This is a genomic window from Arthrobacter sp. NPDC058288, from assembly GCF_042880995.1.
Lineage (GTDB): Bacteria > Actinomycetota > Actinomycetes > Actinomycetales > Micrococcaceae > Arthrobacter.
Map to the genome: position 1 here is coordinate 108105 of NZ_JBHVYH010000009.1, position 12421 is coordinate 120525.

Annotated in this window: 16 protein-coding genes; 12 read left to right on the forward strand and 4 right to left on the reverse strand. The window is 65.1% G+C overall.

Annotated elements, in window-relative coordinates; translation table 11 throughout:
• Nucleotides 1-32: 32 nt before the first annotated feature.
• Nucleotides 33-542, forward strand: a complete 510-nt coding sequence (rbfA, locus tag ACFVWT_RS20020; RefSeq protein ID WP_390250930.1) for a 30S ribosome-binding factor RbfA — start codon at nucleotides 33-35, stop codon at nucleotides 540-542.
• Between the two features lie 66 nt (nucleotides 543-608).
• Here rbfA and ACFVWT_RS20025 read toward each other — a convergent pair whose 3' ends face one another.
• Nucleotides 609-1721, reverse strand: coding sequence for a ScyD/ScyE family protein (locus ACFVWT_RS20025; RefSeq protein ID WP_390250932.1), 1113 nt, complete (start codon nucleotides 1719-1721; stop codon nucleotides 609-611).
• A 185-nt stretch (nucleotides 1722-1906) separates the two neighbouring features.
• On the opposite strand from ACFVWT_RS20025, the gene ACFVWT_RS20030 reads away from it, so the two are divergent.
• The 3 genes from ACFVWT_RS20030 (at nucleotide 1907) to ACFVWT_RS20040 (ending at nucleotide 3373) form a co-directional block, all read left to right on the forward strand.
• Complete coding sequence (locus ACFVWT_RS20030) at nucleotides 1907-2392, forward strand: nucleoside deaminase (protein WP_390250934.1); 486 nt, start codon at nucleotides 1907-1909, stop codon at nucleotides 2390-2392.
• A gap of 97 nt (nucleotides 2393-2489) precedes the next feature.
• Nucleotides 2490-2963 carry a thioredoxin gene (gene trxA, locus ACFVWT_RS20035; RefSeq protein ID WP_390250936.1) on the forward strand — a complete coding sequence of 158 codons (474 nt, stop codon included), beginning with the start codon at nucleotides 2490-2492 and terminating at the stop codon, nucleotides 2961-2963.
• Nucleotides 2964-3034: 71 nt separating this feature from the next.
• Nucleotides 3035-3373, forward strand: a complete 339-nt coding sequence (locus tag ACFVWT_RS20040; protein ID WP_390250938.1) for a CU044_2847 family protein — start codon at nucleotides 3035-3037, stop codon at nucleotides 3371-3373.
• A gap of 26 nt (nucleotides 3374-3399) precedes the next feature.
• Here ACFVWT_RS20040 and ACFVWT_RS20045 read toward each other — a convergent pair whose 3' ends face one another.
• Both ACFVWT_RS20045 and ACFVWT_RS20050 read right to left on the reverse strand, forming a co-directional pair.
• Nucleotides 3400-3609, reverse strand: a complete 210-nt coding sequence (locus ACFVWT_RS20045; protein WP_390250941.1) for a hypothetical protein — start codon at nucleotides 3607-3609, stop codon at nucleotides 3400-3402.
• Nucleotides 3610-3718: 109 nt separating this feature from the next.
• Nucleotides 3719-4873: a pyridoxal phosphate-dependent aminotransferase gene (locus ACFVWT_RS20050; protein ID WP_390250943.1), complete on the reverse strand. Its 1155-nt coding sequence runs from the start codon at nucleotides 4871-4873 to the stop codon at nucleotides 3719-3721.
• A gap of 127 nt (nucleotides 4874-5000) precedes the next feature.
• On the opposite strand from ACFVWT_RS20050, the gene truB reads away from it, so the two are divergent.
• The 4 genes from truB to ACFVWT_RS20070 all read left to right on the forward strand — a co-directional run bounded on the left by truB (nucleotide 5001) and on the right by ACFVWT_RS20070 (nucleotide 7699).
• Nucleotides 5001-5921, forward strand: a complete 921-nt coding sequence (gene truB, locus ACFVWT_RS20055) for a tRNA pseudouridine(55) synthase TruB (RefSeq protein WP_390250945.1) — start codon at nucleotides 5001-5003, stop codon at nucleotides 5919-5921.
• 1 nt (nucleotide 5922) lies between these two features.
• Nucleotides 5923-6276: a hypothetical protein gene (locus ACFVWT_RS20060; RefSeq protein ID WP_390250947.1), complete on the forward strand. Its 354-nt coding sequence runs from the start codon at nucleotides 5923-5925 to the stop codon at nucleotides 6274-6276.
• Between the two features lie 18 nt (nucleotides 6277-6294).
• Nucleotides 6295-6747 (forward strand): hypothetical protein, encoded by a 453-nt coding sequence (locus ACFVWT_RS20065; RefSeq protein WP_390250949.1) that lies wholly within the window; start codon nucleotides 6295-6297, stop codon nucleotides 6745-6747.
• A 364-nt stretch (nucleotides 6748-7111) separates the two neighbouring features.
• Nucleotides 7112-7699 (forward strand): adenylate kinase, encoded by a 588-nt coding sequence (locus ACFVWT_RS20070; RefSeq protein ID WP_390250951.1) that lies wholly within the window; start codon nucleotides 7112-7114, stop codon nucleotides 7697-7699.
• Between the two features lie 24 nt (nucleotides 7700-7723).
• Here the strand turns inward: ACFVWT_RS20070 and ACFVWT_RS20075 are convergent, their stop codons facing one another.
• The gene (locus ACFVWT_RS20075) at nucleotides 7724-8536 is read right to left on the reverse strand and encodes a DUF937 domain-containing protein (RefSeq protein WP_390250953.1); all 813 of its coding nucleotides are present in this window, start codon (nucleotides 8534-8536) and stop codon (nucleotides 7724-7726) included.
• Nucleotides 8537-8792: 256 nt separating this feature from the next.
• Between ACFVWT_RS20075 and ACFVWT_RS20080 the strand changes: the two genes are divergently transcribed.
• The 4 genes from ACFVWT_RS20080 (at nucleotide 8793) to rpsO (ending at nucleotide 12379) form a co-directional block, all read left to right on the forward strand.
• Nucleotides 8793-9776 carry a bifunctional riboflavin kinase/FAD synthetase gene (locus ACFVWT_RS20080; RefSeq protein ID WP_390250955.1) on the forward strand — a complete coding sequence of 328 codons (984 nt, stop codon included), beginning with the start codon at nucleotides 8793-8795 and terminating at the stop codon, nucleotides 9774-9776.
• 29 nt (nucleotides 9777-9805) lie between these two features.
• Nucleotides 9806-10660 (forward strand): tryptophan 2,3-dioxygenase, encoded by an 855-nt coding sequence (gene kynA, locus ACFVWT_RS20085; RefSeq protein WP_390250957.1) that lies wholly within the window; start codon nucleotides 9806-9808, stop codon nucleotides 10658-10660.
• Nucleotides 10657-11901, forward strand: a complete 1245-nt coding sequence (gene kynU, locus ACFVWT_RS20090) for a kynureninase (protein ID WP_390250959.1) — start codon at nucleotides 10657-10659, stop codon at nucleotides 11899-11901. The genes kynA and kynU overlap by 4 nt, the downstream gene beginning before the upstream one ends.
• Before the next feature lie 208 nt (nucleotides 11902-12109).
• On the forward strand, nucleotides 12110-12379 hold the full coding sequence (gene rpsO, locus ACFVWT_RS20095) for a 30S ribosomal protein S15 (RefSeq protein ID WP_011691294.1): 270 nt from the start codon (nucleotides 12110-12112) through the stop codon (nucleotides 12377-12379).
• Nucleotides 12380-12421 lie beyond the last annotated feature (42 nt).

Genomic DNA, 12421 nt, shown 5'->3' on the forward strand with positions numbered 1-12421 from the left:
GCCGTCGTACATCCAAATATTTAGGAGTGGAAATGGCTGATCCGGCACGCGCTGCCAAGTTGGCGCAGCGGATTAAGGTTGTTGTTGCAGAGGCTTTGGGCCGGAAGGTCAAGGATCCGCGGCTTGAAGGTATTACTGTCACCGACGCCCGCGTGACCAATGACCTGCAGCACGCCACGATCTACTACACCGTGTTCGGGGACCAGGTGGTCCAGGCGGATGCTGCCAAGGGCCTGGAGAAAGCCAAGGGCGTTCTCCGCCAGGAGGTCGGCCGCAACATTACTGTCCGGCTGACGCCCACCCTCGAGTTCGTGGCCGACCAGATTCCGGTCAACGCCTCCAACCTTGAAGAACTGCTCCGCGCCGCCAAGAAGCGTGACGCTGAAGTGGCCGCCCTGGCTGCAGGCGCCAAGCACGCCGGCGATGCCGATCCGTACAAGAGCGACATTCCCGAGGACATCGAAATCGACGAGGACGACTTCGACGAAGAGGACGAAGACCTCATCGACGACGACGAACTCGACGAAGACGGCAACAAGTAAGACGACGCACAATGAGTGTGGCCGGACCTGCAAAGGCCCGGCCACACTCGTGTTTAAGGTGCTGCCTCAGCGGCGGGAGTGACCCCTAAGGTCCATGGAAACCAGTTTGCCGTCCGGGGCCTGGTTCTCCGCCGGGAGGGCATCGGTTGTTGCATACAGCGTTGAACCCTTCAGGGCGACGTCGGCCGTCAGCTTGCCGGCAAGGACCGTCCGCTGACTGTCCTTGCCGTCTATCCTGAGCACGCCCTCACCGAACAGGGACGCTACGTACACGTCGCCATCGTCGTCCAGCGCCAGTCCGGTGGGGGACAAGACCTCATCGGCGAAGAGCCGGACCCGGCCGTTGTCGGGGTTGACCCGGTATACAGCTCCGCGGGCACCCAGTGCGGGGTTCTCCGGTCCGCCCGGGAGCACTGACACGTACAGCCAGCCGTCCGGTCCGACTGCCACGTCGGTGGGAACGGGTTCAAAGTTATAAGTGAGGCCCACAACGCAGCCCGGGAGATTTAGCGTCGAAGCCACGTCGGCAGTGATGACGAAGGGGCGCGGCGGCAGGACAGCCAGTGTTTCAGTGTCTCCGGAGTAGGCGTCGACGGTCACGATGCTGTTGGCTCCGGCGTCGGCCACATAGACGGTGTTACCGGAAAGGGCGATGCCGTACGGGTGGGAGTCAACAGCCCCGGTGTACGAAGCGGGTACGTCAGGCGGAAGCTGCGCCGCGCACCCGTCCGGCAGGTCCTCAAACCCGTACGTGACATGGCCGTCGGCGTTCTTTTCGTTCTCCAAGGCTGCCAAATCGCCGAACGTCTTCTGGGTTCCGTCGGCAGCGATGGTCCGGACGTGACCGGCCAGCTGGCGGGGATCCATGGGGCCGGCTCCCTGGCTCTCGACGAAGTAGATGGTGCCCCGTCGCTGCGCGCTGCCGGCGACGTCCCATTCCGCATCGGAATACAGGACGGTCTTGGTGCCGTCGGAAGCCACCCGGGTCAGGCGGCTGGCGAATTCCTCGCTCACAATCACCGAGCCGTCACGGCCCGCGCTGACGTGCAGCGGGCCTACGAGCCCGCCGGCAACGGTGACGGGCTCGGTCGTCGGCGGCGGGGCGGCGACCGCAGGGCCGGATGACAGGACGACTGCGGCGGTGACAGCAGCAGCGGCAAGCGAAACGTGCTTTCTCATGGTGGTCTCCAAATGCCCAAAGATGATTACCAGGATTCATTGAGACCACTGATTCGGCTGGCGGGAAACACCGCCGCCCCCACTGCGCACATTCTATTTCTTCGCCTTCGGCAACGTCGATGTCTTCCGCAAACCACGGCGACGCAGTTCCCGGGGAAGCCGGGTGTACTGGCTATGATCGGAGCATGGATGCCGCACCCTCAGCCGCTGAAATCCAGGAGTTCCTGGGCCAGGCCATCAACCTCGCCGTTCAGAATGTGGCCGACGGCGGTGGCCCCTTCGGGGCGCTGGTGGTCACCGCGGACGGGGCACGCCATTTCGGCGTCAACAGGGTAACGCGGGACAACGACCCCACCGCGCATGCGGAGGTTGTGGCCATCCGGACGGCGGCGGCGGGATCCGCCAATTTCGATCTCAGCGGTTCCGTGCTCTATGCAAGCTGTGAGCCGTGTCCTTTGTGCCTGGCCGCCGCGTTGTGGGCGCGGATCGACCGCGTGTACTTTGCCGCAGACAGGCACGGTGCTGCGGCCGCCGGGTTCGACGACGCCCTGTTCTACGAATATTTTGAGGGAACCCGGCCGGAACTCATGCCGGTCAGCCAAACCGATGTCACGACGTCGAACGTCCCGTTCGAAGCATGGCGCGACAACCCGGACCGCACCGAATACTGACCTTCGCTCCGGCCCCGGCATCGGGCAGCATCGGCCGCCGGAGCGGGCGGGACCTTCGACTCTATCCGGCTCCGGCCGGCAGGCGTCCGATTAAGCCATGACTTCAGGGGCTGCGGGAAGGCAGCGCGGGGCAGTGGGACCGAGGCTCATCAGGTGCCCCGGCTGCGGGAAGACCAACAGGATCCCGGCAGCTGCTCCCGGCCGTCCCCGCTGCGGTAATTGCAGCCATGACCTGCCGTGGATCGTCGACGCCGGAGACTCGGACTTCACGCACATCGCCGAGGAATCAACGGTGCCTGCACTGATCGACTTCTGGGCGGAATGGTGCGGCCCCTGCCGCATGGTCAGTCCGGTCCTGGACCAGCTGGCAACCGAGAAAGCGGGACGGATCAAACTGGTCAAGGTGGACGTGGACCGCGCTCCAGGACTCTCGGCGCGGTTTGCGGTTCAGGCGATCCCCACACTGATGGTGATCGTCGGCGGAATGGTGATTGCCCGGCAGGCGGGGGCCGCGCCGGCGGCGACCCTGCGGACGTGGCTGGAACACGCGCTTTCCTCCACCATGAGCTAACCAATCCCAGACTGCGCCCGGAGGAGTCAATTCGGCATACGTTCGGCACAGTTCGGCATACGGAGGAAAGCATGACAGAGATACTGCGCTACGAAGTGGGATCCGGTGTTGTCCTGGTTGAAGCCGAGGAGAGCAGCTTCGGAGTGGAACACCCCTCGCGGGACGAGCAGGGGATCCAGGACACGGGCCGCCGGCTTGAAGATGCACTGGCCTCCGTGCGGCCGGCCGCCAAAGCCGCGGCGGAAGTCCTGGGGGACCTTGCACCGGAACACCTGGAAATTCAGTTTGGCGTGAAGTTGGCTGGCGCAGCGGGGGCCATCATCGCCAGGAACGTTACTGAAGCCCACTTCATCGTCAAGATGTCATGGTCGCCCGAACAGCCGCCACCGGAGGAAGAGATCGTACCCTAGCGGGACGTGCACCTGCGCTGCCGGCGTCAGCTCCGGGACCGCCGGCCGCCGCGCGCGCCCAGGCCGCCGAGCAGCGGCGATCCCATGCCCAGCAGGAAACCGAAGTCGTACCAGTTACCGGCCCGTGCGGTGTTGTAGAAGGGGAACTCAGCCCAGGCGCCGAACACGTGCGCGATGAGCACGATCCATGCCGTAATGCCGTTCCAGAAGCCCCACAGCAGGTCCTGCCACCACATGTTGTTCCTCTCCCGGAGCCGCCCCTGTGGACAGGTTAGGGCCCGGCCGGGTGCTGCACTAGAGGCTCAGTGCCCGGCTTGGGCGTCGTTCCGTCACGCCCGTGCGGCGTCACGCCCGTGCGGGCAGGCGGCCCAGCCCCTCCACAAGTTCCGTCTGGCGGCCGCAGAGCGCAATCCGGATCCAGCCTTCGCCGATTGACCCGAAGGCGGTGCCCGGCGCGAAAGAGACCCCGGCGTCAGCCAGGAACTTCCGGACCCAGGACCGTACATCGCCGCCGCTGACGTGGGATACATCGGCCCAGAGATAGAACGCCCCCTGCGCCGAAAGAAACGGAATGCCCTTGGACGCCAGCACCGCTGACGCAGCGTCCCGGTTGGCCCGGTAATGGGCGTGCGCGCGGCTGACGTAATCCTGCGGTCCCGTCAGCGCGGCGATGGCGGCGTACTGGGACGGCGACGCGACGCAGGAAACGATCGACTCCATCACGTTGTTCATCTTCCGCTCCAAGCCGGGCGGGCAGATCAAGGCCCCGATCCGGAGCCCCGTCAGTCCGTACGTCTTGGACAGGGTCAGCGACGTGAAGACCCTGGCTTCCCCGGGAACATCGCTGTCGAACCGGGCCGCGCTGACGTGGGGCACATCGTAGGTGAAGGCCTCGTAGCATTCGTCGGAGATGATCCAGAGGTCATGTCGCCGGGCCAGGTCAACGAGGCCGCGGGTGACGTCGCCGCCCAGGACCGCACCCAGCGGATTGGACGGCGAATTCAGCATCAGCACCCTGGTCTGCGACGTGATGAGGGCCTCGATGTCCTCGATCCGTGGCTGGAAGTCGTGTTCCGGGTACAGCGGGTACCGTACGGGCTTTGCGTGCAGCAGTTGGCTGGTCATCGCAAACGTCGGGTAGCCCGGGTTGGGAATCAGGGTTTCGTCCCCGGGGGAGAGCAAGAGGCTCATGGCGAAATGCAGGCCCTGTTGGGCGCCGTCCACCACATAAACCCGCTCGGCTCCGACGTCAACGCCATTGTGCTCGCGGAACCTGGCTGCGAAGGCCTCGCGGAGGGCGGGGATTCCGGCATTCGGTGTGTAGTTGGTTTCGTCGCGGTCAAGGCAAGCCATACCGGCCTCGAGGACGTGGCGGGGGAGTTCGAAGCCTGGTTCGCCGATGCTCAACACAATGGCACCGGGGGTGCCCCACGCCGCTTCGGTGATCTCACGGATCTGGTTGACGGGGAAGTCGTGGATGTGTGCGGCAAGCTCGGGCATGTCTGCCATCCTAACCGCCCGCCGTCGGACGCCCGCCGTGGCACCGCCCGCCGTCGGACTGGCCGCACGCCGTCGGTGGAAAGTCGAGGGAAATAGGAGAACCGCAGGCGCGGATATACTGGGAGGCGTGCTTTCTGGACTGGTAATAGTGGACAAGCCGCAAGGATGGACCAGCCACGATGTGGTTGGACGGATGCGGCGGCTGGCCGGCACCCGGAAAGTGGGGCATGCCGGCACGCTGGACCCCATGGCCACCGGTGTCCTCGTCCTCGGCATTAACAAGGCCACCCGCCTGCTGACGTATATCGTCGGAACATCCAAGACGTACACCGCCACCATCCGCCTCGGCGAGTCCACCGTGACGGACGACGCCGAAGGCGAGGTGGTGAGCAGCCACTCAGCCGCTGGAGTCACCGAGGAAGCCATCAGGGCCGGTGTAGCAGCACTCACAGGCGACATACAGCAGGTCCCCAGCAGCGTGAGCGCCATCAAGGTCAACGGCGAACGGGCTTATGCCCGCGTCCGTTCCGGCGAAGACGTGAAGCTTGCCGCTCGGCCGGTCACCATCCACCGGTTTGACGTCCATGCGGTCCGACCCGAGCGTGACGGCGCAGTCATCGACGTGGACGTCACCGTGGAATGCTCGTCCGGTACGTATATCCGCGCCCTGGCGCGTGACCTTGGTGAAGCCCTCGGGACCGGGGGCCACCTGACAGCGCTGCGAAGGACGCAGGTTGGGCCCTACACCCTTGAACAGGCCCGGACGCTGGAGCAGCTGGCCGAGGAACTGAAAGTGCTGGAGATGTCCCAGGCGGCGCGCGCGCTCATGCCGAACCGTGAACTCAGCGAGGACGAGGCCACTGAAATCTCGTTCGGCCGGCGCATAGCCGCAGGCGCGGGAGCCGGAACACGGGAAGGTGCCACCGCAGACAACCCCGCCGCGGCCTTTGCGCCTGACGGCTCGCTGGTGGCCCTGCTGGCAGACGCCGGCGGCTACGCGAAGCCGGTACTGGTCTTCGCCCCCAGCAATGAACATCAGGCCAAATAGCGTGGACGCTTACTTCTACATCATTCTGGCCGTCGGGCTGCTTTCCACGATCATCTGCGCCGTCGCGGGGATCATGAAGAAAGCTCCGAACGATGCCACCATCCTGTCGGTGGCCGCCGTCGAACTGGCACTCCTGGTCTACCTTGTGGGCTCGATCGTCCGCGTGTCCTCTGGCGAAAAGATGGCCGGGGAACCCTGGGAGTTCTGGGGCTACCTGATCACTGCCCTGATCCTGCCGGTTGGCGCCGTGTATTGGTCCATCCTGGAGCGCACCCGGTGGAGCAACTTTGTCCTGGCCGCCGTGGGCGTCACCGCCCTTGTGATGGCCGCACGCATGAACCAGATCTGGTACTGAGTGGAAGAAGCACAAGACGTGACTCCGCAAACCCCCGTCAACAAGTCCGACGCGGCACCAAAGACCAAGTCCACGGACACCCGGAACACCGGCCCCGGGCGGCTATTGATCGCGGTCTACGCAGTGTTCGCCATCTCCGCCACGGCCCGGGCCGGCTATCAGATCCTCACCAAGTTCTCCGAAGCGCCGCTGGCTTACCTGCTTTCGGCGTTCGCGGCACTCGTCTACGTCGTAGCCACTGTCTCCCTGGCGAAGGCCGGACGGACCTGGTTCAAGGTGTCCGTGGCTGCCGTCCTGGTGGAACTCGTGGGCGTGGTGGTGGTTGGGGCGCTCAGCATTTTCGACTCCGTCAGCTTCCCGCATGAAACTGTCTGGTCCCTCTTCGGCCGGGGCTATGCCTTTATCCCGCTGCTGCTTCCCATCCTTGGACTCGTGTGGCTGTACAGGCGAAGGCCTGCACCAAAGGCATAGTCGTTCTGACCCGGCGGCCCTAGTCCCCGTCGGGTCTCAGTCACCGAGGCCTTTAGCGTTCGACGGCGGCGGGTCCGGTGATCTCACCCGGATCCTTGAGCTGCTGGTTGCTTTGCGGTCGACGGCGGTTGCCGACGTCGGGGTGATGGGCTTTCGGGAGGCAGCTGCCGCTGCTGCGCGGGCTGGCTCTGGTTCCGGGGTTGGTTCGAGTGACCCTGCCGTGGTCAGCCCGCGCACCCCAGTGAATAGTGGTCTCGCCAGACTGAGTTCCGGCGCCTGATTCGGCTGAGTGCTATCGTGGCAAATCGCGGTGCGCCGGAGTTCGGGGGAGGGCCGGACCGCCGAGCAAGAAGGGGAGCAGAGCATGAAACCCATCCCGGTCAACCCGTCCCGGGTGCTCTTTTACGGAGTGACGGGAAGCGGCAAATCCTCGGCGGCCCGCGCGTATGCGGCAGCATCGGGGCTTCCCGAGTTTTCGGCCGACGACGACATCGGGTGGCTTCCCGGCTGGCAGCAGCGCATCGTCGAGGAGCAACGGCAGCTCGCAGCGGATCTCGCAGCCCGTCAACGCTGGGTCCTGGACAGCGCCTACGGTGTGTGGCGCGACACTGTTGTACCTCGGGCAGAGCTGATCGTCGCTTTGGATTATCCCCGCTGGCTGTCTCTGTTCAGGCTGGTGCGCCGTTCCCTCCGCCGAGTCATCACCAGGCAGCCCGTCTGCAACGGAAACGTCGAAACGCTCGCGAGGCTTTTTGCGAGGGATTCGATTTTCTACTGGCACTTCAACTCATTTACCCGGAAGAAACATGTTGTCAGAGAATGGCAGACCAGCCCGGACATGCCGCCTGTGCTGGCGTTTCGCAGGCCAAAGGACCTTGCGAACTGGCTGGCGGGGGTCGCAACGGCCGCTTCACGTCCCGGCTGCGATGCCGCAGATTCCCGCAGCCCCTGACGCCACCTCCGAAATGTCCGGGCGCTATTTCTTGCCGAAGAGCCCGCCCAACAGCCCGCCCAAGCCGCCGCCGTCGATCTTTTTCTCGACGGGGCGGTCCTCCGAACCGTTTCCGGCACTTTCGCCGGGGAGGTCGACGTCGACCACCTCCCCGGGAACGGGCGCACCCCCCTGCGGCATCGGCTGACCGAGCGGTCCGGTCGGGACTTGCGGCGCCCGTTCGTTCCTGGGCTCCGGGACAACTGCCCCGGGGGACTGCTGCCCGCCCCCACCGAACATGCCGCCGAGGATCTCTCCCAAACCCCCTTGCGTGCCGGGGGCGCCCTGCGAGCCGCCGCCAAGAATGCCTCCAAGGATGCTGCCGAGATCGATTCCGGCCGGGCCGCCGGCCGAATTGCCCCCATCTCCGCCTTCCGACTGTGCATTCCGTCCGCCAAGGATCTTGTTGGCGAGATAGGACATCACGATGGGCGCCAGGATTGGCAGAAGCTTCCGGACGAGGTCGCCGCCGACTCCGCCCAGCCTGGCTGTGCCGGCGAGCTGTTGTGCCACCTGGTCCTGTTGGCCGCCGAAAACATGGCTGACAATCTTCTCGCCGTCGGCGGTATCCACCTGGGCGGCGTCCACGCCGCCGTCCACGAGCCCGTTCTGGTGTTGGGCCAGCGCTGATTCGAGGGACGCTGCCCCATCGGGCGCCTGCGCGTTGCTCTGCATGCCGGCGAGGAGGGTGGGAACCGCAGCCTCGATAGCGGCCCGGGCGGACTCCCTGTCGGTGCCCAGCAGACCCGCAACCTGGTCAACGGGTATCTGTTCCAAAATCTCGCGGAGGTCAGTCATAGCGCTCTCCTTCAGCCCGACGCACGGCCTCGGGCATCGTTGGCTGCGGCACGCAACTGCGTCGCCGGATGCTGCCCTTGCATCCTAGCCGGGCACCCCGGACCGCGGTAGGCCGGAAGCCGGGACCGGCCGCGGTGTCGGTCGCCGCAGGGTGATTTCGGGTAATTTCCAGAGGCAATTGCGGGTAATCTTAGAGAGTTCCGGGGCCCGGCGCGGTTTCGGACGAGTCAATGGCAGGCAGCAAAAGGCGAGGTTGATGGTCCACATCTGGAACGATCCGTCCGAGGTCCCCGCGGACTTCGGCCCTACCGTTGTCACGTTTGGCAATTTCGACGGCGTACACCGCGGGCACCAGCAGGTGCTGTCCCAGCTCATCCGCACAGCACGCCTCAACGGCGCGCGGGCGGTAGCGGTGACGTTTGATCCCCACCCCGCGCAGGTGCACCGGCCCGAGTCCGCGCCGGAGCTCATTATGGGCCTGGAGGACAAGCTCGTGGCCCTGGGGGAGCTGGGCCTGGACGCGATCCTGGTCATGAAGTACTCCCTGGAGCTTGCCAGCCTGACGCCGGAAGAATTTGTCGCCGGTGTCCTCGTCGGCAGCCTCAAGGCCAGCCACGTGGTGATCGGCCACGATGCCCGCTTTGGCCGCGGCAACTCCGGTGACCTCTCCACCATGCAGGAACTGGGGGAGAAGTTCGGCTTCACCGTGCAGGTCATCAGTGAATTCGGATCCGAAGGCTTCCCCATCCACGACGACGGCGGCACGGACCGCCGTTGTTCCTCCACCTGGGTGCGTGAGGCTTTGCGGGACGGTGACGTCAGCACTGCCGCTGCCGTGCTGGGCCGCCCGCACCGGATGCGCGGCGAGGTGGTGCACGGCGCCGCCCGCGGCCGTGCCCTCGGATTCCCCACGGCCAATCTGGCCTCCGAAGCGAGCGGCTACATCCCCGCCGACGGCATCTACGCCGGATGGCTCGTGGACCAATCCGGCACCAGATGGCCGGCGGCCATTTCCGTCGGGTCCAACCCCACTTTCGACGGCGTCAGCCGGCAGGTTGAAGCGCACGTTATTGACCGCCCGGAAGAGCCGGTTGAAAACTTCGATCTGTACGGCCAGACAGTAGTTGTGGAATTCGTGGCACGCCTGCGGGGCATGGTGGCGTACCGTGGGCCGGAAGCGCTCGTCGAACAGATGCGCCTGGACGTCGTCCAGGCCCATGACATCCTGTTCCGGCGCTGACCCCAGTCACTGGCAAGGAAGGCACCGCTGTGTCCGTTGAGAAGAACACGAGGAAACTGGAGAAGGACATTGTCCGGGACTTCAGTTCGCGGATGAGCTACGCGTCATACCTGCAGCTGCCTACGCTGCTCAGCGCCCAACAACCGGTCAGCGAACCTGAGCACCACGACGAACTGCTGTTCATCATCCAGCACCAGACCACCGAGCTGTGGCTGAAGCTGGTCCTCCACGAGCTGCGCAGCGCCGCGGCATGGCTCCGCAGCGACGACCTCGGTTCCGCTTTGAAAGCGATCGCGCGTGTCAAGCACATCCAGAAGACCCTGACCGAGCAATGGTCGGTGCTGGCCACGCTGACGCCCACCGAGTATTCCCAGTTCCGTGGCTTCCTCGGCAACTCCTCGGGATTCCAGTCCAGCCAGTACCGGGCCGTGGAGTTCGTCCTGGGCAACAAGAACCGCAAGATGCTTCCGGTGTTCGAATCCGACCCCGAGGCGTACCAACAGCTGAGCAACGTCCTCGAGGCGCCCAGCATCTACGACGAATTCCTCGCTTACCTCAACCGGCAGGGGTTTGATATTCCTGCATCCCTGCTGGAACGCGACGTCACCAAGGCGCACCAGTTCTGCCCGGAACTGGTGCCTGTGTTCAAGCACATTTACGAAAACGCTGCGGACAACTGGGGCGCCTACGAGGCATGCGAGGAACTCGTGGACCTGGAGGACAACTTCCAGCTGTGGCGCTTCCGGCACCTGCGGACGGTGCAGCGGACCATCGGCATGAAGGCCGGCACCGGCGGATCCAGCGGGGCCGCGTTCCTGCAGAAGGCCCTGGAGCTGACCTTCTTTCCCGAACTTTTCGCCGTCCGGACGGAGATCGGCCAATGAGCACGGCTCACCACACCCAAGACGCCCTGCGCCAGCGCGCCGTCGAACTCGACGCCGCAGACCCGCTGGCAGGGTACCGCGACCACTTCATCGGAACAGACACCGACCTGTCCTATCTGGACGGGAACTCACTGGGCCGTCCGCTCAAACGTTCAGCTATGGACATCAGCAGCTTCATCCAGCACAGCTGGGGCGGCAGGCTCATCCGCGGCTGGGACGAGGAATGGCTCCAACTGCCGGAAGCCATCGGGGACCAGCTGGGCCGGGCAGTCCTCGGCGCCGCACCCGGGCAGACCATCATTGCCGACTCCACCACGGTTGTCCTGTACAAGCTGATCCGTGCAGCCCTCGCGGCAGTCAGGGATCCCGCCAGGACCGAAATCGTGCTGGACACGGACAACTTCCCCACGGACCGTTACCTCCTTGAAGGCATCGCCCGTGAAGAGGGGCTGACGCTGCGATGGATCGAGTCCGATCCCGCCGCCGGGGTGACCGTTGACCAGGTGCGCGAAACGACTGGGCCGGACACCGCCGTCGTGGTCCTCAGCCAGATCGCCTACCGCTCCGGCTATCTCGCCGACTTGCCGGCGATCACCGCCGCAGTGCACGACGCCGGCGCGCTGGTGGTATGGGACCTGTGCCATTCAGCCGGTTCGGTAGAGATCGACCTGGACGCCGCCGGCGTGGACTTCGCTGCGGGCTGCACCTACAAGTACCTCAACGGGGGACCTGGCTCGCCCGCCTTCGCCTACATCAACTCCCGGCACCTCCCGGGGCTCAGCCAGCCGATCTGGGGCTGGATGGGGCGTAAAGACGCCTTCGAAATGGGACCCGGCTACGAACCGGCTCCCGGGATCCGGGGCTTCCTCAGCGGAACGCCGGCAATTTTCGGCATGATAGCCATGCAGGGCACGCTGGACCTGATCGAAGAAGCAGGCATGCCCGCGCTTCGCGAAAAATCGAGGAAGCTCACGGCATTCGCGCTTGAACTGCATGATGCGTGGCTGGCTCCGGCCGGCGTCGTCCTGGCAACGCCGCGGGATCCGGAACGCCGGGGGAGCCACATCACCGTGGACCATCCGGACTTCCGGCAGATGACGGCGCAGCTCTGGGCACAGGACGTCATCCCCGATTTCCGGGCGCCGCACGGCATCCGGATCGGGCTTTCGCCGCTCAGCACCTCATTCATGGAGGTCTACCGCGGTGTTGCCGCCGTCCGCGATCTGCTGGCGCGCCACTAGCCGGCCCGCCCGCAACGGTCGCGCTGCACGGCGTGTTTCGACAAGATTGCGGCCGGGCCGGTAAACTAAACGTTGGATCCGGCTGCAGTCCGTGGCGGCTGGCTCTTGTTATGTGCAGGACTTCCCGGGTTACCGCGGATTTCAGGCACTGGCACACCCGGCAGTGAGTTACTGATTCGGGCCTCACGGCACATCTCTAGGAGTTATTGTGGCACTTGACGCCGCTGTAAAGCAGTCCATCATCAAGGATTTCGCAACGTCCGAAGGCGACACCGGTTCACCGGAGGTCCAGGTTGCAGTCCTCACTCAGCGGATCAAGGATCTCACTGAGCACATGAAGGAGCACAAGCACGACTTCCACACCCAGCGCGGTCTGCTGGCCATGGTTGGTCGTCGCAAGCGTATGCTCACCTACCTCAAGAACACTGACATCAACCGCTACCGTGCGCTCATCGAGCGCCTCGGCCTGCGCCGCTAGTCAGACCTGAGGGCGGCCCCTTCCGTGACGGAAAGGGCCGCC